Annotated in this window: 16 protein-coding genes and 1 riboswitch; of the genes, 5 read left to right on the top strand and 11 right to left on the bottom strand. The window is 41.2% G+C overall.

The genetic code is table 11. The features are described from left to right. Nucleotides 1-63: 63 nt before the first annotated feature. The 4 genes from NKR21_RS02400 to NKR21_RS02385 all read right to left on the bottom strand — a co-directional run bounded on the left by NKR21_RS02400 (nucleotide 64) and on the right by NKR21_RS02385 (nucleotide 4988). Complete coding sequence (locus NKR21_RS02400; protein WP_012008978.1) at nucleotides 64-1086, bottom strand: AI-2E family transporter; 1023 nt, start codon at nucleotides 1084-1086, stop codon at nucleotides 64-66. 209 nt (nucleotides 1087-1295) lie between these two features. Continuing rightward, nucleotides 1296-2564: a C4-dicarboxylate transporter DctP gene (dctP, locus tag NKR21_RS02395; RefSeq protein ID WP_012008977.1), complete on the bottom strand. Its 1269-nt coding sequence runs from the start codon at nucleotides 2562-2564 to the stop codon at nucleotides 1296-1298. A gap of 124 nt (nucleotides 2565-2688) precedes the next feature. Next, entirely contained in the window at nucleotides 2689-3372 is a 684-nt protein-coding gene (locus NKR21_RS02390; protein ID WP_088004457.1) for a response regulator, read from the bottom strand. Then, the gene (locus NKR21_RS02385; protein ID WP_088004458.1) at nucleotides 3369-4988 is read right to left on the bottom strand and encodes an ATP-binding protein; all 1620 of its coding nucleotides are present in this window, start codon (nucleotides 4986-4988) and stop codon (nucleotides 3369-3371) included. The genes NKR21_RS02390 and NKR21_RS02385 overlap by 4 nt, the downstream gene beginning before the upstream one ends. A gap of 68 nt (nucleotides 4989-5056) precedes the next feature. Between NKR21_RS02385 and NKR21_RS02380 the strand changes: the two genes are divergently transcribed. Then, entirely contained in the window at nucleotides 5057-6154 is a 1098-nt protein-coding gene (locus NKR21_RS02380; protein ID WP_119124426.1) for a DctP family TRAP transporter solute-binding subunit, read from the top strand. Nucleotides 6155-6359: 205 nt separating this feature from the next. On the opposite strand, the gene NKR21_RS02375 is transcribed toward NKR21_RS02380, so the two are convergent. Then, the gene (locus NKR21_RS02375) at nucleotides 6360-7190 is read right to left on the bottom strand and encodes an EcsC family protein (RefSeq protein ID WP_144457011.1); all 831 of its coding nucleotides are present in this window, start codon (nucleotides 7188-7190) and stop codon (nucleotides 6360-6362) included. Between the two features lie 156 nt (nucleotides 7191-7346). Here NKR21_RS02375 and NKR21_RS02370 point away from each other — a divergent pair, with 156 nt between their 5' ends. The 4 genes from NKR21_RS02370 to NKR21_RS21250 all read left to right on the top strand — a co-directional run bounded on the left by NKR21_RS02370 (nucleotide 7347) and on the right by NKR21_RS21250 (nucleotide 10109). Then, entirely contained in the window at nucleotides 7347-7607 is a 261-nt protein-coding gene (locus NKR21_RS02370) for a GlsB/YeaQ/YmgE family stress response membrane protein (RefSeq protein ID WP_003214275.1), read from the top strand. Nucleotides 7608-7829: 222 nt separating this feature from the next. Then, nucleotides 7830-9107 carry an Nramp family divalent metal transporter gene (locus NKR21_RS02365; RefSeq protein ID WP_003214137.1) on the top strand — a complete coding sequence of 426 codons (1278 nt, stop codon included), beginning with the start codon at nucleotides 7830-7832 and terminating at the stop codon, nucleotides 9105-9107. 70 nt (nucleotides 9108-9177) lie between these two features. Further along, nucleotides 9178-9747, top strand: a complete 570-nt coding sequence (locus tag NKR21_RS02360; protein ID WP_144457013.1) for a GNAT family N-acetyltransferase — start codon at nucleotides 9178-9180, stop codon at nucleotides 9745-9747. A gap of 98 nt (nucleotides 9748-9845) precedes the next feature. Next, the gene (locus tag NKR21_RS21250; RefSeq protein WP_012008971.1) at nucleotides 9846-10109 is read left to right on the top strand and encodes a hypothetical protein; all 264 of its coding nucleotides are present in this window, start codon (nucleotides 9846-9848) and stop codon (nucleotides 10107-10109) included. Between the two features lie 40 nt (nucleotides 10110-10149). Here the strand turns inward: NKR21_RS21250 and NKR21_RS02355 are convergent, their stop codons facing one another. The 6 genes from NKR21_RS02355 to NKR21_RS02330 form a co-directional block, all read right to left on the bottom strand. Next, nucleotides 10150-10374, bottom strand: a complete 225-nt coding sequence (locus NKR21_RS02355; RefSeq protein ID WP_144457015.1) for a hypothetical protein — start codon at nucleotides 10372-10374, stop codon at nucleotides 10150-10152. A 266-nt stretch (nucleotides 10375-10640) separates the two neighbouring features. Further along, nucleotides 10641-11120 (bottom strand): DUF2247 family protein, encoded by a 480-nt coding sequence (locus tag NKR21_RS02350; protein ID WP_119124425.1) that lies wholly within the window; start codon nucleotides 11118-11120, stop codon nucleotides 10641-10643. Between the two features lie 4 nt (nucleotides 11121-11124). After that, nucleotides 11125-12717 (bottom strand): ribonuclease YeeF family protein, encoded by a 1593-nt coding sequence (locus NKR21_RS02345; RefSeq protein WP_260851698.1) that lies wholly within the window; start codon nucleotides 12715-12717, stop codon nucleotides 11125-11127. A 197-nt stretch (nucleotides 12718-12914) separates the two neighbouring features. Beyond that, entirely contained in the window at nucleotides 12915-14636 is a 1722-nt protein-coding gene (locus NKR21_RS02340) for a pyruvate oxidase (protein WP_088004141.1), read from the bottom strand. Between the two features lie 70 nt (nucleotides 14637-14706). Continuing rightward, nucleotides 14707-16533 (bottom strand): APC family permease, encoded by a 1827-nt coding sequence (locus tag NKR21_RS02335; RefSeq protein WP_144457019.1) that lies wholly within the window; start codon nucleotides 16531-16533, stop codon nucleotides 14707-14709. 112 nt (nucleotides 16534-16645) lie between these two features. Further along, nucleotides 16646-16791: riboswitch (cyclic di-AMP (ydaO/yuaA leader) on the bottom strand. 69 nt (nucleotides 16792-16860) lie between these two features. Continuing rightward, complete coding sequence (locus NKR21_RS02330; protein ID WP_144457021.1) at nucleotides 16861-18948, bottom strand: cellulose biosynthesis cyclic di-GMP-binding regulatory protein BcsB; 2088 nt, start codon at nucleotides 18946-18948, stop codon at nucleotides 16861-16863. Nucleotides 18949-18951 lie beyond the last annotated feature (3 nt).

The following is an 18951-nucleotide window of genomic DNA, read 5'->3' as shown; positions in this document are numbered from 1 at the left end:
TGATATTTTCATACTATTTATACCTTATTTTTAGAAAATTGTAAACAGGTTCAAGTGAACTTTTTAACTACTTTCCTCCTTGTTGGTGACCTCCAAAATATCTAGAATAAACACAAAGATTGGTATACCAATAATGAGTCCCCAAATCCCGATGTAGTGTTCAGAGAAGATCAGCACAATAAATGTGAAGAAAATAGGGAGTTCTGTTTTTGCTGACATGAGCTTCGGGTTTAAGAAATAGGCTTCAATGGCATGGATGATGACGATCACAAGCACGATATACAGGACATACATGCCGCCCCCAAGCGTATACGCAATGATGCTGAGGGGAATAAGTGAGATAACCACACCTGCGACTGGGATTAAGCCTAGCAAAAAGACCATGACCGCTAATCCAAATAATTGAGGGAATCCCATAATACCTAGCGCAATGGTTGTTAAAACACAGTTAACAGTTGCAATAATAAACTGTGCTTCGAGTACCTTTCCGAACGTTCTGGAAAATTTACGTCCAAAGAAGGCGATTTCGTGATAGAACACAGAGATTTTACTCGTTTTGAACTTGTTCATGAATTGAATGAGGCGTTCTTTTTCGAACAGGAAGAACATGCTTAATATTAAGGACATAATGACTTGGATACTGAACGTACTGAAATCTGTTAAGTATGTATAGAGGAAATTAAACCCTTTCTCAAAGTAAGCTGATATTTTAAAATCTCCGAATACGTTGGTGATGACATCAAAGAAGGGTAAATTTTGTGGATGGTCTGCAATTTTCTTTCCTAAATGAAATAGTTGCTCCACCTGTTTGGCGATGATTGGCACAAACACGAATCCGCCAAACGTCAATCCACCAGCCAAAAGAATATACAAAATGGTAATAACCGATTTCTGCCCTATTTTCAGGAAGCGACTTAAAAAGCCTCTAATGACCTCTTCTAACCGATTCATCAAAAAGGTGAATATGAAGGTCAAGAGAATTAAATTCATCATTCCTCTTAATAGATATAAGGCTGTGGCTAATACTACAAATACAGAAAACCGCTTAACACCGGGTTTTTCGAACAATTTTAAAAATGCTGCCATTACGTTACACACCTGCCAGGACTAAAGTCTATTTTTCATTGGATCTGATATACATTATATCGGATCTTTCTGTAAATTATATAACAAAAGGTCATTGAGGTCTTACGATTCGACCTAAATTTATCAAGCTTTAATGTTTTTTCTTTTCAACACAAGAAAAAACCGAACCCCATGTAGACATAAGGTTTCGGTTTTGGGTTGTTTTTATACTATACAGCTTGCTTCATATTGCGCATTTCTTGAAGGGCTGTTTTGCTCTTCGCCTCGTCAAATTCACCTTCACTTTTCGCCACAACAATTGTCGCGATTCCATTTCCAATGAGGTTTGTGATGGCTCTTCCTTCGCTCATGAATCGGTCTACGCCAAGCAGAAGTGCAAGCCCCTCTAGCGGAATGACCTGTAGTGCAGCAAGGGTAGAAGCGAGCACGATAAATCCGCTTCCTGTCACCCCAGCCGCGCCCTTTGAAGTTAGCATCAGAACAAGGATAATGGTGATTTGCTGACCGATAGATAGGTCTACACCAAACACTTGCGCTAAAAAGACCACAGCCATCGATAAATAGATCGAGGTTCCGTCTAAGTTAAAGGAATACCCTGTTGGGATGACAAGGCCCACAACAGACTTAGAGCACCCGTAGCGTTCCATTTTATCCATCATTCTTGGCAGCACGGATTCTGATGAGCTTGTGCCAAGAACAATTAAAATTTCATCCTTGATAAATCGCAGGTAACCAAGCAGACTGAAACCATACATTTTACAAATGATGTTCAGCACAACGAAGATGAACAGGAACATCGTCAAATAAACGGAGAGCATCAGACTTGCGAGCGGTTTAATCGACGCCAAACCAAAGTGTCCGATCGTATACGCCATTGCCCCAAATGCACCGAGCGGCGCTGCACGCATGATATATCCAATGATTTTAAAGAAAACAAGTGACAGCTTATCAAGCCATTCGATGATGCCTTTCCCCTTATCGCCAAGGGCAGCGAGTGCAACACCGAATAAAATTGAGAAGAATAAGACCTGTAAAATATCACCCTTTGCAAAGGCATCTACCATATTAGATGGTACGATGTGTGTAACAAATTCCATCCAGTCGATACCCTGTCCCCCATTTTGGGTATACTGCGAAACGTCCCCTTTTTCAAGCTTACTATAGTCCAGACCTGCACCTGGCTTCATGATATTTACGACAAAAAGTCCGATGACCAAGGCAAGCGTCGTGACGACTTCAAAATAAATAAATGCTTTTCCCCCAACTTTTCCAACCTTTTTCATATCCCCCATTTTGGCAATACCAAGAACAATGGTTAAGAAAATAATTGGTGCAATGACCATTTTAACGGCATTGATAAAGGTGTCACCGAGCGGCTTCATTTCTTTTCCGACGTTTGGCCAAACCATCCCAACAATGATCCCGATAATGACAGCTGCAACCACCTGAAATGTCAGGTTCTTCAAAAGCCTCTTCATAAAAAATCAACTCCCTCACCCTTTGATGTAAACGCTTAACTGTTATCTGTAGCTAAATGATAGCGATTTCAACAAAGGCTGTGAAGCTTATGTACATATCGTACATTTTGGTCTTTTTGGTCTCTTAGTCAGAATGTACGATATATTTATTCACAGGCCGCCCAACTCCGCCGTATTGCATATCTAATTTCAGCTCGCCTTCTTTCACTAAGAAGTCTAAATACCGGCGTGCCGTGACACGTGCAATGCCAAGTGCATTGGCCACTTCCTCCGCAGACTGCGGTCCTTCCTGCAAGCCCATATAGGCTTTAATTTCATTCATCGTATGCACATTCAGCCCCTTAGGAAGCCAAGTATCTTCCTGCTTAACAGCCGGCTTTCGTATGATATCATCCAGCATCTCCTGAGAAAATTCTGCTGCTGTGCGAATTTTAGATTTAAACGCTTTATAGGTTTCAAGTGATTCTTTCATACGTTCGAACTTAAATGGCTTGATGATATAATCTCGTGCACCATTTTGAAGCATGGTGCCAATCGTCTCTTTGTCTTTTGCCGCAGAAATAACGATCACGTCCACCTGTATCTTTTGCTTTCTAATGTCTTGAAGCGTCTTCACGCCATCTTTTTTTGGCATATATACGTCGAGGACAACAAGGTCTGGACGAATTTCTTTGATGAGCTGGATTCCCTGCTCCCCATTACCTGCGATTGCCACCACTTGAAAGCCAGGAACACTCTTAATGAACTCCTTATTCACTTCTTGCACCATCGGATCATCTTCAATTAATAGCACCTTAATCTGAGTCATCTGTCTCTCTCCTCTATAATCATTGGGAATTCGATTGAGAAGGTGGTACCAATGCCGATGCTTGATGTGACTTCTACATTTCCCATCCCTTTGTCGATAATCGTTTTTACAATATACAGGCCATAGCCTGTTCCGCCTTCTTTGCCGTGTGTGAAACCTTTATCGAAAATATAAGGAATCATTTCCTCTTCAATCCCGGAGCCATTGTCTTCAATTAAAATCGCGAGGACATCCTCGGTTTGATCAATACTAATAGAAATGCATTTTGTGTCTCTTTCTACAGTATCATACGAGGCAAAGGCATTCTCAATCAGGTTGCCAAGCAGCTTCGTCATATCATGTTGATCTAGACGCTCAGGGAAATCACGTAGACAGCTATGTTCGTCTACTTCGACCTTTATGCCTAACTCCTTGCCCCTTCTGATTTTGCTCATCAATAAACCCGCAACGGCATCATGCTGAATGACCCGATGAAGAAAGTCCAGCACATGTTCTTGCTCTTCCGTCGTTTGAAAGGCTAGATCAAGTGCCTGATCGGGTTTACCTAGCTGAATCAGCCCAGCAATCGTATGAAGCTTGTTCATATGCTCATGATTTTGTACCCGCAGACCGTCTACAAAGTTCTTAACCCCGGTTAGCTCCTCTGCCAATTTTGCCGCTTCTGTCCTGTCCTGAAAAATGGCGACCGCTCCAATAATTTTCTTTTTCATGACAATCGGAATTCGGCTACTCATAATCCGCTTTCCGCTCATATGAATTTCTTCATTATAGACGGGCTCCGCGCGATCAATGATTTCTGGAAGCCTTGTGTCAGACAGCACATCCCAAATATTCTTGCCTACGACATCCCCTGTCACACTAAATATTTGCTTCGCCTTTTCATTAAAAATGGTAATCATGTGCTGATTATCAATGGCGATAACCCCTTCATTAATAGAGTGAAAGGTTGCGGTGCGCTCCTCTAGCATTCTGACAATCTCATGCGGCTCCAGCTTAAACATTTGCTGTTTAATATGACGAGCAAGTAAAAATGAACCGACAAGCCCAAAGCTGAGCGTGAGCAAGAGAATCATGAGGATATCTCGCTTCATTTCTCCTAATATATCGATCATACTTGGCAGTGTTCTCCCAACAAGGACGACCCCTGTTTGATTAAATTGATCATCCTTCACTGGATAAAAGGCTCTGATGGCGGTCCCAAGCTCTCCCTCTGCTTCTGAGAAATAAATGTGCTCAGCAAAAGCAGGCTCTTCATCTGTCCCCTCCGAGCGCTGACCAATCCTTGCTTTCACTGGATGCGTTAGTCTCACATGATCCATATCCATGACGACAATGTAGTCAGCATCTTGAATAATCCGAATCTCCTCGATGGCATGCTGTAATCGGTCACGTTCCTTTGTTTGATCAGCTAACGCCTGCTTTACCTCATTCATCTCAGCCACTGTTCTCGCTGTGTTCATGAGCCTTTTTCGAAGCTCCCGTTCCTCTGTTTGCTGGATTCCCCCAACAAGGACAATTCCTCCGATTAAAAGGGCGAAAATGACAACGAAATATGTGAGGATGGTGAGCTTCCATCTAATAGATAATTGTTGTAATTTCAATCGATTTCTCATCATTTTTTCCACCTGTATCTTTACGAATTCTTCCTCGGTCAAGTATGCTTGACATAAGGGGGATCGGACGCATGAAGAATTTACTCGCCTATACACTATTGCTCTTGATTGGTTTTGTAACCGCTTTATACTTTGGTTTTTATCATATGATGCCAAAAGCCGCGACGACCTTTGACGATGAACAGACAGGGCTGAAGGATCAGCTTGTGTTCAAATTTAGCCATGTCGTGGCAGATAATACACCAAAAGGACTTGCCGCAAAGAAATTTGCTGAGCTTGTGCACGAAAAATCCGATGGCAAGATCACCATTCAAATTTTCTCCAACGGAAGTCTTTATTCTGATATAGAAGAAATTAATGCACTCAAAGAGAATCAAGTTCAATTTATCGCACCATCTACCTCGAAGCTCGGCATGCTATCCCCTGAGTGGCTGGCACTTGACCTTCCCTTTGCTTTTTCTAATTACGATGCGGTTCAAGAAGGCTTGCATGGTGCAATTGGACAAAGATTGTTCGGCACCCTGCAAAAAGATGGGCTAAAGGGAATGGCGTATTGGACAAATGGCTTTAAGCAAATCACCTCTAATAAAGGGCCAATCAAACAGCCTAGTGATTTAAAAAACCAATCTCTCCGCATTATGCAAAGCGACATGATTGAAAAGCAATTCAAACTTCTTGGCGCAAAGCCCTATCAGGAATCGTTTAATTCGACGTTTCAGCTATTAGAAACAAAAAAGGTAGATGGTGAAGAAAATACCATTTCAAATATTTATTCAAAAAAATTCTATCATATACAAGACTATATGACGATCAGTAATCACGGATATTTGGGCTATGTGGTCTTAACAGATCAATCCTTCTTTGATCGCCAGACACCTGAAACGAAACAAATTTTACTTGAAGCGATGGAAGAAACAACCGCTTGGAATGAAAAACATGCAGAACAGATGAACAAAGATCAACTGGAGGAGATTAAACGGGAATCACCGATTGCCATTCATGAATTGACACCAGCTGAAAGACAAAAATGGGTGAAAGCCCTCGATCCTTTGTATGAAGAAGCCGAAAAAACCATTGGTTCTCCCCTAATCAAACAGATTCGTGAGCTGCGTGCGCGTTATGAACATTCTCCGATCCATGCTTTTCAAGAAGAGGATAAGACCAAATAAAAAATCCCTTTGAGTAAGGGATTTCAGATTGTTAACAAAGGGCTATAATGAATCTTCATTTTAGCCCTTTGTCTTCTATTCAGCGTGACATGAAAACTTTGCAGCCCTAGGAAGGGCGAGTACTGTGGCGCGGAGCGAATTTGACATTCGTGAGTACCAGCACGCGGGACTGACAACGAATGCAAGGGTTTGTCTACATGCCGCGTTATGCACCAGATTCACTCTGTTCTTGCTGGGTGATCTCTTCTAATCTTGAGACAATTCTTCGTTTTCGGTATTGCATCTTGCCTGTTTCGGCAATACTTTTTAGTTGTGAGCGGTTGGAGACTGCGCCAAATAAAATCCCTGCTACGGGAACAAGCTGAAATAGTTTCTTCCAGCCAAATGAATCTCGGTAATTATAGACTACCTCACGCCACCCTTGGATTTGTGAGAACATGTTTTCATGTTTCCCTTCTGAATCATGAAAGCTTCTGAGCTCTTTTAATATCGATTTCTTCCCAACCACATCAGCAGAAGTCAGTTGTAAGCATTTTATGATGAAGACCCGCTCTTCTTTGTTTTTAGGATCATAGCCATAGGTGACGGCAATATCCTGTAATGTTTTAAGGGAGAGGCCAAGTACCGCAGGAATATCTGCAGCCAGTGTAAACATACCACCGACACCCGTTGTCGCCCCTTGTACCGTGGCGAGATTCGTCCTATTTTTCCCCATATGTTCACTAATGGCGTCCATGATTTCAATTGGCGCTTTTTCTATATCTTCTATACGCTGAATGGAATCATCTGCACATTTCTTTTGAAATTGATGGATGATGCCTTTTTCTGATGTCAAATAGGCACCGCCTGATTGAATGTAATGACCCATTTCATCTAGCAGCACACCGATTTTTTTCTGGATAAAGGCAGGCGTCAGCTTGTCCAGCATTTGAAATGGCAAACGGCTGAGTTTCTCCCAAAACCATACCTTTTGCTGGTCTTTCTCCCACTTTTCAATTTCTTTTAATTGTGCTTTTAGCCACTCTCTTTCCTCCATTGTAATTGCCTCCTTAGATGCCGCTCAAGTATTTGTCTGTTATTATACACAATCCTTTCCCATCATACGTATAGAACATTGAAGCGGTTTCGAAAGGTTTGAAACTTTTTCAAAACGGTTATTGCTTAATACAAACAAAAAAGAGGAGTGATCAACATGTTAGGATTTCTAATTTCATTAGTTGTGGCGATTGTCATCGGCCTTATCGGCAGTGCACTCGCTGGAGGTAGTGTACCAGGAGGATGGATCGGTTCAATGATTGCAGGACTTGCAGGTGCTTGGATTGGTCACGGATTGCTTGGAACGTGGGGTCCTAGTTTGGCAGGCTTTGCGATCATTCCAGCCATCTTAGGCGCAGCGATCTTTGTCATTATCTTAAGCCTGATCTTCCGTAGTGTGGGATCAAGGGTTTCATAAAAAAACAAATAACAGAGGAAGCAGTAGGGACACCGTCTAAAAGGCGGTGTTTTTTATGTGTTGGATTGACAAGGTATCTATTTTTTTCACTTACATAAGATAAACAAACCTATTAGTTCAGATAGTTGACTTTTCATGAAGATGGGCATATGATGATTAAAAATTGCATCAAGGAAACATTTTGTGCCCAAGCAAAACTTTGTAGAATCTAGGTGATGACATATGACAAACAAATACATCGAGGCACAGGCACACATGTCAGAGGCAGCTGAGCGCGCACTTGAGGGGAAAGTCAAAGGATTTAGAAGACTCCTTCCTTTTCTCGGCCCTGCTTTTATCGCAGCCATTGCTTATATTGATCCAGGAAATTTTGCCACCAACATTGCGGCTGGCTCCAAATATGGATACCTCCTTTTATGGGTCATTCTCATATCAAATCTCATGGCTTTGCTCATTCAGTCCTTATCCGCAAAGCTCGGAATCGCGACAGGTAAAAACTTACCTGAAATCGCACGTGAAGAGTTTCCAAAACCCGTTTCGATCGGTTTATGGATTCAAGGAGAGCTCGTCATTATTGCCACGGATTTAGCTGAGTTTATCGGGGCGGCACTTGGTTTATACTTGCTCTTTCGAATCCCGCTGCTCGAAGCATCTATTATCGCAGCTATCGGCTCATTTGCGATATTGGAACTGCAAAGACGAGGATATCGAGCTTTAGAAGCAGGTATTACAGGCATGCTGTTCGTTGTCGTGATCGCTTTCGCTGTTCAAACCTTTGTCGCTAAACCCGATATCGCAAGTGTCGCTGGCGGACTGTTCATTCCAAAATTTGATGGCGCAGACAGTGTGCTGCTTGCCGCTGGAATTTTAGGTGCGACCGTGATGCCTCACGCAATTTACTTACATTCAGCTTTAACCCAAAGAAGAGTCGTCGGCAGAACGGAAAAGGAGAAAAAGCAGATTTTCCGCTTTGAGTTTTTAGATATCCTCATTGCAATGATCGTCGCCGGAGCCATCAATGCCAGCATGTTGATTGTGGCTGCCGCTTTATTTTATAAAAATGGCCTTTTTGTTGAAGATTTAGATGTTGCGTTTCAGCATTTTGGTACACTCGCAGGACCTGTATCAGCCATTTTATTTGGTGTAGGTCTGCTTGTAGCCGGACTATCCAGCTCTTCTGTCGGTACATTGTCAGGCGATATCATTATGCAGGGCTTTATTCAATACCGAATTCCGCTTTATGTTCGCCGGCTGATTACCATCATTCCTCCTATTGCGATTATTGCATCTGGAGTGAATCCGACCTCCGCACTTGTGATGAGTCAGGTCGTCTTATCGTTTGGGATTGCCTTTGCTTTAATTCCGCTCATTTTATTTACAAGTAAAAAACGAATTATGGGTGAATTAACGAATGCCCGCTGGGTGACAGGAATATCTTGGGTGATAGCAGCTCTTGTTGTAGCACTTAATCTTTTCTTAATTGTAGATACGTTTATGTAAAAGACAGTGTTGAGCTGTCTTTTTCTTTCCAAATGGTTATGGTAGAATTCCCCTGAGAGGATGTGGGTACATGTTTGTTTATCAGGATCAAGAGATATCCATGCGGTTGCTTGAGCCAAGAGACGCAAGAAGTCTGTATTTGCTCATCCAGCGGTCGAGAGAGCATTTACGTGAATGGATGCTTTGGGTGGATTCAACTCAGACAAAGGAAGACAGTATGATGTTTATCCAAGGTGCGATGCAGCAAGCGATGCAGAACAACGGGTTTCAAGCGGGCATCTGGTCACATGGAGAACTTGTCGGCATCATTGGCACCCATCAAATTCATTGGATCAATAAAACCGTTTCAATCGGCTATTGGCTCGGAGAAGGCTATCAAGGAAAAGGGATCATGACAAAAGCATGCCAAGCGGTCATTCGCTATTTATTTGAAGAGTGCGGACTGCACCGTATTGAGATTAGGGCTGCTGTCGATAACCAGAAAAGCAGACGTATCCCAGAGCGGTTATCCTTTTCTCTTGAGGGAGTGTTGAGACAATGTGAATGGCTGGGCAATCGCTTTACTGATCATTGTGTGTACGCCCTTTTACAGCCTGAATATATGAAACAAAAAACGGATGCGATGAATCAGCACACTTAATTGTGTCGATTGCATGAATTATTTTACAAAGTGAAGCTTTGTAGTATCCGTTGTGATCCGCATCTGATAAAATAGAAGGAAAAATCGAGGTATGATGTATGTCTCTTATTATTTTATTTTACTTATGGATTGTCCCTTTAGTATTTGGTATTTTCTTCTCATTCCTAACAAAGAAAGCCACCTACAAACGCCGCTTTGTCCCATCCTATAGCATGATAGGGCTCAGCATCGTTTTTCTCATTCTGGCACTCGTCTTTTCAGCCAGCCATTTTCTATTTATTTGCGGTATGTTCCTATTTGCCACCACCCTTGTTGGCACAGGGATCCCCTTATTCTTAGCCTTTGGAAAAACACCATCCTAAACAAAAACCACCTTTTCACGATGGAAAGGTGGTTTCTTTTTTATTGAGGTGGCATTCGATATGTCATTGTGGCATTTGGATGTTCTTCAATCGTCTTCATCATGTCTTGAAGGATCTCGGCTACGCGTTCATTTGAGTCATACTTGCCGAGTAACTTTGCCCAAGCAGTACTCCCCAAGATCATCCCTTCAATTTTTTTGCCGCTTACTGAGACTTCTTGTACATGAATGATAGTTTGTTGGTTTTGTGTGAGGATTAGTAGCATGGTTTTTCTCCTTTTTTTGGTGGTTGGATTAGTTTAACATATGATTTCCAATTATGCTTGGGGTGATTTTGTTTGCTTTTTATTAGAAAGTTCGCCCGTATTTTCAAATTTCCCGAACATGATACTTATTTTATGGTCACTTAATGCTTTCTTCTCCATTGCTTTTAAAAAAACAAATTCACTTTATTCTTTTATCATATCAATCTTTACATGCTTTGAAAGAGAACGATGGACAATTAGTCCATCGTTCCATTTACGTTCTATAGTTATTTAAAAATTAATTCCTTTTCTGTTTCTAAAAACTCTTCTACAAGTTCTTTAATTGTATTTTTTGAATCATGAGGGTAATAAAATGCGTCTGAAACTTTTCTAAAGAAGTCATACATATTTTCCGGTGTATTAAAGATTGAAAAAATATTTTCAATTTCTTCAAAGATATCTTCATCACTTGAGTGACTATACGTCTCTTTCACAGTGCTATATAGCCACTTATGATATTCTCTTTTCATGTCTTCCGAAGAACTGTCAGAGGTTATGCTTTCAAGTATATTATCTACTTTCACTTCTTCTTGTTCCCAAGCTAATTCAAGGATTAATTCATTATTAGCATTAGGATTATTTTCTAAGTATTTAACAGCATAGTTTGTTACTTCTAAAGCAGATATTAAATTAAACTGCCTACCAATAAACAGCGTAGACCAGTTACAATCAAAACCATTTTTTGTGATTATTTCTGTTTTATACAATTTTCTATCTCTCCCATTGATTTATTTTTCCTGTCACTTTGCCACCAGGTATAAAAGTTCTATGGGTTACTGTATTCGTTGTTGGATCTACCACCCATTCAAACACGCCATTCTTTATTTCTTTCGACTGTACCATTTCAGGGGCATTGTTCTTTACTTTTACATATTTCGTTTCGTACTTAACCACTGAGCCCTCTATTTGATACAACGAATCCATATGGCCTTTTCTATTTGGTAAATCAAATCTCTTAGAATGAACTGCATAGTTGTCAATTATATCATTAAAGCTATGATAAAAATCATCTTTCAAAGCACTACCTGCTCGTGGATTTTCTAAAACTGGATGCTTAAGTTCTCTGGTATTCTTAACACCCATCTTTCCATGAAACCCTTTCGCCCCAAACGGTAAAAGCATTCCCAGCGCCGCATTCATACTCGCTTCCTGTTGTTCTTTCGAGATCTTATTCCCAAACATGTCTCTACCTGTAATTGCTTCGCTGAAGCCGTTTGTAGCAGTGAGTCCATATAAGCCTTTTTGCGATGTTTTTAAGGCGTCAAAGGATTTTTGCGATGTCTTGTAAATGTCGACTGCTTTGACTGCGGCTGAGGTGGCTTGGGTCGTTTTATAGACGGCTTTTCCCCCTTTGAAAATGCGCCCTGCCCAGCCGACGATTGGGATATATCCTGCGGCTGCCATGCCGCCTGCGGCGACGCGCTGTCCTGCGGTAAGTTCTTCGCCTGTGATCGGGTCAACGCCTGTTGCGGCGCGTTTTGCATCGTTCACGCCTGTCAGTTCATTCACGATATTCCCGCCATAATCGAGGGCTTTTTCATACCAAGGACGATTTGCGAGTGCTTCTTGTTCTTTTGCAATCTCTCGGGCTTCCTGTTGTTCTTTTTTAATGTTGAGATATTCGGAAGTTTGCTTTTCAATATCGCTTTTTGCTTTGTAGATTTCGCTATTTTGATACGCTTTCTTGTCAAAATTCATTGGAGAAATCGCTTTTCCATCATTTGTGGCATTCATCATTTCTGCGTACAATGCCATTGTAGCTTGCTGCTCCGTTTCTGACAAAGCATATTCATCTTTTAAATTTTGATCAAGCTCTCTTAAGTCTTTTACTGTCTTTTTTCGAACATCTTCAGCATCTTCTATTTTTTCATCAAAGGTTTGGCTATCGAATACCTCCAGTGAAATGAGGTCATCGATATCTTCAAAAATCGTTTTAAGAGCATTTTTTTGATCCTTCACAATGCTTTTGGCATTTTTGATGCCCATATGTACAGCGTTGTCTAAAAAGTGTTCTTCTACAAAGGTATCGCCGCCAAAGTTTGTATCATCTAGTGTCCCAGAAACACCTTCATGAAAGGCTTTTTGCTTATCGATGAAGCTGATAAACATGTCTACATTTCCAGCCAGCTCTTTATAGAAACTTTTAATGTTATCGGCACCTTTCCCAGTGAAGTCATCACCGAGGTTGGCAACACCTTGTAATGCTTTTTTTAAATCGACCATTTGTTCGCGGAGTTCCTGGTAGTGTTTTGACCTTGCGTCCATGGCATTTGTTAGTGCTTTTGCATCAAGTATCTTCCCCAGAAGAATTCACTCCTTCCATTATTGATCATAAAGTCTATTTTACCTTTCTCATCGAATTGGAAAAATAGGCTTTAAGTTACAAAAATAATTTCCAAATTTTTTAATAGAGATGACGGCAAGTGACAATTGAAATGATTTTTCCTAATCATCACAAAAAAAGTCAGCCTTCTTTTCAGAAGACCGACTACCTTGTGTGTTTAGAAAAAGCGTTTGAGGCTTTTCTTGAGTGGAGGAATATCCAGCTCACCTTTTTCAAAGAATTTTTTCAATAAATATTTACTGAATCCTGCTGCTTGGGTGTAAGTGATTTTCCCAGGTAACGGAGGTTCATTGTCTACAGCGACATCAATAATGACTGGTTTATCGGATTGAAGGGCTGTATCAAAGGCTGGAGCTAATTCTTCATGTGATGACACGGAGATTCCTTTGCCGCCACATGCTTCTGCAAATTTAGCAAAATTAATATCCTCCAGCTCTATACCATAATTCATGTTTCCTTTTACCTGTTGCTCATATTCAATCATTCCTAAATTGTTGTTGTTTAAAATCACGACAACGATCGGGAGCTTATATTTTACAGCTGTCACAAAGTCTTGCATGACCATTGTGAAGCCTCCATCACCACATACAGCAATGGCTTGTCGGTTCGGTTCATTCAATTTAGCTGAAATCGCACCAGGTAAACCGCAACCCATTGTGGCAAGCCAGCTGGAGATAATGAAATCCTGCTGTTTCATTTCAAAATGACGCGCCATCCATACTGTCACATTACCAACATCAACTGAAAGAATGGCGTCGTCCTCGACTGCTTCTTCTAGTCTAGCAATGACTTGCTGTGGTTTAATCGGTGAAGTAGCAACAGATTTTTCTTTATCCATTTCTTCTCGCCACTTCATCATATGCTCTGTACAAGCTTCGAGAAAGCCACGCTGCTCTTTATATTCAATGTACGAAGTCAGTTCATGCAAACCACTCTTGCTGTCGCTCACAATTCCCACATCTACCGGATACCTTTTACCGATTTGATCTGGTTTAATATCCAGTTGAATGGCTTGCGTGTCCTCTGGTAAGTAGTCTCTATATGGAAAGGAGGTGCCAAGCATAATTAAGAGATCACATTCTTCCATCGCTTCATATGCCGGCTTCGTTCCAATTTGACCTAAGTTACCTAAAAAGTATGGATGCCTATCTGGTACAACCCCTTTTGCAGGGAGTGTGATGACGATAGGAGCAGCTGCCTTTTCTGCAAATGAAAGAAGCTCTTCTTTTGCATGTCTTAATCCTTTACCTGCTAAGATGACTGGCTTCTTCGCATTGTTAATCAGCTGAGCCGCCTTTAGCAGTTGATCTTTCTTCGGTCGTACTTCTCCCTCCACATAAAGAGGAGATGTATAGACGGGTTTGCGCTTTATTTTTTGAGAAAATAAGTCATCTGATACGGTAAGAACTGCTACACCTTTATGGGTATAAGCTGCTTTGATGGCTTGATTCAATAAGTCAGGCAGCGCCTCTGCCGTCTGTACCTGCTGATTAAAGACAGCGACATCGTCAAACATCCGCTCCAATTTGATTTCTTGGAATGCGTCTCTGCCTACTTCGGCCGAAGCAACTTGCCCTGCAATTGCTAAAACTGGTGCACCATCTGCTTTGGCATCATACAGTCCATTTAATAAGTGGACAGCACCTGGCCCAGCGATAGATAAACAGACACCGAGTTTACCTGTTAGTTTGGCATCAGCTGCCGCTGATAGTGCTGCCACTTCTTCATGTCTCGTTTGGATAAATTGTATTTGGCTTGATTCATGCCTAAGTTCTTCAATCAATTCGTTTATGCTGTCACCGGGCATTCCATAAATATGTTTCACGCCCCACTCTTCCAGTAGCGCTGTTACTTCTTTTCCTGCGGTTCTTTGCGGCATGTGAGAAAACTCCTTTTTTCTTACTCCATACCACCGCATTCTTTTGATCAAACGTTTCAACTTGCTTCTGCTACTTTTTAAAATGATAAGGCAGGGTCGCCACCACAATATCCCGCTTCCATAACAGGCGGAATCTTAATAAAAAGGCAGATTGATTATGCAAAATGGTGTGCCATCTTTTTTTCGGGATAAATTGAGGCACAAGCACCATCACTTTATATTGATGCGCATTTGCTTTTGCCTCAACGGTTTCAAGAAATTTATCAAGCGGGTGTATGAGGCTTCGATAGGACGAATGAAGCATCACAAGTCGTACGCCGCTATTAAGCTTTTCCCAATCCTCTTCAATTTTCTTATCCTTCTCTTTATCAAAGGATACATGCACTGCTATGACTTGCTCTGACAAAGACTTTGCATATTGAAGAGATTGTTCGACAACACGCGTCACACCCGCTATAGGTACGATGACCACATTTCCTTTCATCTCAACAGGCTCTGTTTCATTCAATAAACGCAATTGTTCTCCCACAGACAGGTAATGCTTTTTAATGGAATGGAAGATAAATAGTACGATCGGCAGAAAAACAAATACTGGCCATACGAGATGAAACTTAGTCAAAATGAGAATCATGAAAACTGTAAAGGAAATCAGTGCTCCGACGATATTGATTGGCATTTTCGTTTTCCAGCCTTGCGGTTTTTCACGAATCCACTTCACACACATGCCGGTCTGCGACAGGGTAAATGGAATGAACACACCAACAGCATATAGCGGGATAAGATGTTCTGTTTTTCCATCAAACAACCAGATGAGCAGCATGGAAGCTACGCCTAAAAAGATAATGCCATTAGAGTAACCAAGCCGGTCTCCTCTTACAGTAAACATACGCGGCATATACTTATCCTTTGCTAAATTGACAGCCAATAACGGAAAGGCTGAAAAGCCGGTATTTGCCGCTAATATAAGGATTAGCGCTGTGACTGCCTGAATGACGTAATAGAAAAACGTACGCCCAAACGTGTCTGATGCAATTTGTGATACAACCGTTTCTTCTGGCTTTGGCGAGATGCCGAAACCAAACGCAAGCAATGTGACACCCACAAATAAAACAGCTAGTAATCCACCCATCATCAATAATGTTCTTGCTGCATTTTGAGCAGCCGGTTTTTTAAAAGATGGGATGGTATTTGAAATGGCTTCTACTCCAGTCAGAGCAGAACAGCCAGATGAAAAAGCTTTTAATAAAAGAAATAATGTAATGCCTTGTACGTGCGTGCCTACCGCAGTATGTTCAGGTGCTGGCGGTACGCCTCCTGTTAATAATTTAAAGCCGCCTACCCCAATTAAGATAAGGAGTGAAAATACAAACAAGTAGACAGGATAAGCCAGAATAGATGCCGATTCTGTCAATCCACGAAGGTTGAGCACCATAATCACGATGACCAATACTATTGAGATCAAGACATGATATGGATATAGTGCTGGAAAAGCTGATGTGACGGCATCAGTACCAGCTGATATGCTCACCGCTACAGTCAAAATATAGTCTACAAGCAATGATCCACCAGCGATCAAACCTGGTTTTTCACCTAGGTTCCTGCTAGAGACGACATATGCCCCGCCGCCTTCTGGATAAGCATAAATGATCTGGCGGTAAGATAGAATTAACGCCATTAAAAGAATTAATACACAACCTGCAATCGGGAGTGAGTACCAAAATGCTGCTGCACTAACGACAGAAAGAACAATTAAGATTTGTTCTGTACCATATGCAACTGATGACAATGCGTCTGATGACAATAATGCCAACGCTTTGATTTTTGATAGTTTTTGTTCTCCTGCTGCCTGTGATTTTAATGGTTTACCAATTAAAATACGCTTCATCAAACTGTACATGTGATGCCCGCTCCTTTAGTGTCAAACGATTTAAGTTACAAAAGATGGATCGCCAAAAAGACACAGAGGCAATAGAATGCCCCTGTGTCTATTGTTTAGATCACAGGTTGGTCTTTGCTCTCTTTAACGCTTACGAGGTTAGCTGACGGATTCGGGCGCATGAGACTTTGCCCTACCTAAAAAGGATTCACCCCACGTGGTGCTTTACCACCACAATTGGTTCCCCCGCTCATCGAAATGATTCAGCGATTGGTCTTTTATAAAAGAGATCATACTCCCGTTTGACACCAAAGTAAAGAGATTTTTTCGAGATCTTTTGACCGTTTATTAATCAGTCTTTTTACGGTTTTTCCGTAAGAAATAAACAATCATCACAGCGACAAAAATGATCAGTACAGCGATACAGGCAAAGTAAATCCAAGACTCACCGACACCTTGTTTTTCACCTTTATTAAGATCATTTTTTGCATTGCTGACTGTTTGATGATTAGAGAACATATCTTTGTTCTTGCTTTCTATCGCAACTGTAGCGGTCTCCGTATTTGTTTGAAGGAATTGAATCACTTCTTTTGATATATTAGCGTCACCTGCCGTCATTCCTGAAAAAACGGTCATGGTTAGTTCTTTATTCCATACGGATGGCTGCGTCCATACAATACGAGCTGTTGTTTCGTTGATCATGCCAAATGAGGATACATCATATTGATCCTTTTCCGCTGGAACAATGAGATCGTCTGCTTTTTCTTTTAAAAGAGAAAATGTCTGGATGCCCCCGATGAAAATGAGAGAGTTCTTTTTCAATTGTTCATCTGTCACATTTGATGCTTCGACCAAATGATAGTGAGTAGCTTCCGGTTGACTAAATGATTCTGTCAGCATTGCCATTTGATTAATTGATGCTTGAGTGATTTGATCTGGCATAATGATCAATGTGTTTCCTTGCTGCGTTTCCGAAGTGTAAGGAAGCGGCCATGCGGCTAAGTCCGGTGTATCACTAGTTGTTCCTTCTGGTATTTGAAGAGAGCTGTTCTTATCAATGTAAATCCAGCCTTCTTCATCCGTATGTCTGCAAGATTCCATGTTTTTAAAACCTGTTGTGACAAACTGTAAGTCCACATATTCGTTCTTTTGGAGTACTTGTGAATCTACTGGAATCGACACATGATAGAAGCCATTCTCATCTTTGTTTCCTAGTTTTGTTAACGGCACGTCGTGTGGTTCGTTATTGATCATCACTGTTAGACGTTCCGCTTTATTCGCTGGATCTGATTTTTTAAATGATAGAGTTAGTTTTGCACCTGATTTTTGTTGTGCCATTAATGCTTTCGGATAATAGTAGTGATCAGATGCTGTCTTTTTGGTTCCAACTTTGATATCATCTCCGCCAAAATCTATTAAACGAATATGATGCGATGGCTTAGACACATTAGCTGTCACTTTTTGCAGCAGCAAGTCGGTACCAGTGAGCTGACCTGTCAGTTCTGGCTGAGTCAAAACATTGATTTTTTCTGCAATTGTCTTTGGCTGCTTAGCAGTGACAAATAAAACGGGCTGTTCTTTTTTCTTTGCTGTCAAGGTTCTTACTGCTAACGTAAGTTGATCACCTTCTGTTTTAATTCCAGCCGCTTGCTCGATTGATTTCATTCGCCCATTCCAGCTTCCCTTTGCTCCCACAGCAATGGTTGGATGCGCAATTTGCTCGATATCCTTTTCTTGAACGAGTTTGAGGTCTGCTTGGCGGTCTTTGTTTTTCAACGTACGATATACTTTCATCGCCGCTTCTAATTCAGCCGCATTCGGTTTATTTGGAATCACAATATCTGTTTGTTCATTCTGTTCACCTGATGAAATAAATGGTGAAGGGAAGCTATCTAACGTCACGTCTTTCGTTTGAACTCCTTTGAACGCCAGCTCACTTTCAGGATATACTTTCAGCCAATTGGCAGGCGTCTCTTGGTTGATACACACACCTTCTTTTAACACACCATAAAATGCGAGCTGAATTTGATGAGATCCTTTTTTCAATTGCGCTTTGTTCAATTTGATTTCAATCGATTTTTTTGCATTTTTCCCTGATACAGGGATCGTCTTTTCAATCTCTCCATCAATCATCACTGTGAAAGACGATGGCGATATGAGTAATGGTGAAGCCTCTATATTTAATGTAAGAGTGCTAGACTCTACTTTTTCTTTCTCCATTTGATAGGAAAATTCAGTGCGGTCTTCTTGACCATACAAGGTCACCACATCTTCTAATAGATGCTGAGTTTCGGTTTGATTTCCTTTTGATGAGTGAACCCAATCGTCTTTCACTTGTACTCGATTGGATTGCGCCATTGCTTGACTTGCCATGAAAAAAGGCTGAATGGCAAGAGATAGCGCTAATATTAAAAACATCCATTTGACCGATTTCAATTT

It is taken from the genome of Bacillus sp. 1735sda2 (assembly GCF_024159245.1).
Lineage (GTDB): Bacteria > Bacillota > Bacilli > Bacillales > Bacillaceae > Bacillus > Bacillus pumilus_O.
The sequence above is the reverse complement of the archived record's forward strand: the minus strand, read 5'-3'. Positions and strand labels throughout refer to the sequence as shown.

Coding starts and splice junctions, on each gene's coding strand:
- dctP (WP_012008977.1), bottom strand. CDS start 2,564: ATGAAGAGGCTTTTGAAGAACCTGACATTTCAGGTGGTTGCAGCTGTC.
- NKR21_RS02385 (WP_088004458.1), bottom strand. CDS start 4,988: ATGATGAGAAATCGATTGAAATTACAACAATTATCTATTAGATGGAAG.
- NKR21_RS02375 (WP_144457011.1), bottom strand. CDS start 7,190: ATGGAGGAAAGAGAGTGGCTAAAAGCACAATTAAAAGAAATTGAAAAG.
- NKR21_RS02340 (WP_088004141.1), bottom strand. CDS start 14,636: ATGCCGCAAAGAACCGCAGGAAAAGAAGTAACAGCGCTACTGGAAGAG.
- NKR21_RS02380 (WP_119124426.1), top strand. CDS start 5,057: ATGAAGAATTTACTCGCCTATACACTATTGCTCTTGATTGGTTTTGTA.
- NKR21_RS02400 (WP_012008978.1), bottom strand. CDS start 1,086: ATGGCAGCATTTTTAAAATTGTTCGAAAAACCCGGTGTTAAGCGGTTT.
- NKR21_RS02390 (WP_088004457.1), bottom strand. CDS start 3,372: ATGACTCAGATTAAGGTGCTATTAATTGAAGATGATCCGATGGTGCAA.
- NKR21_RS02335 (WP_144457019.1), bottom strand. CDS start 16,533: ATGTACAGTTTGATGAAGCGTATTTTAATTGGTAAACCATTAAAATCA.
- NKR21_RS21250 (WP_012008971.1), top strand. CDS start 9,846: ATGTCTCTTATTATTTTATTTTACTTATGGATTGTCCCTTTAGTATTT.
- NKR21_RS02355 (WP_144457015.1), bottom strand. CDS start 10,374: ATGCTACTAATCCTCACACAAAACCAACAAACTATCATTCATGTACAA.
- NKR21_RS02370 (WP_003214275.1), top strand. CDS start 7,347: ATGTTAGGATTTCTAATTTCATTAGTTGTGGCGATTGTCATCGGCCTT.
- NKR21_RS02360 (WP_144457013.1), top strand. CDS start 9,178: ATGTTTGTTTATCAGGATCAAGAGATATCCATGCGGTTGCTTGAGCCA.
- NKR21_RS02365 (WP_003214137.1), top strand. CDS start 7,830: ATGACAAACAAATACATCGAGGCACAGGCACACATGTCAGAGGCAGCT.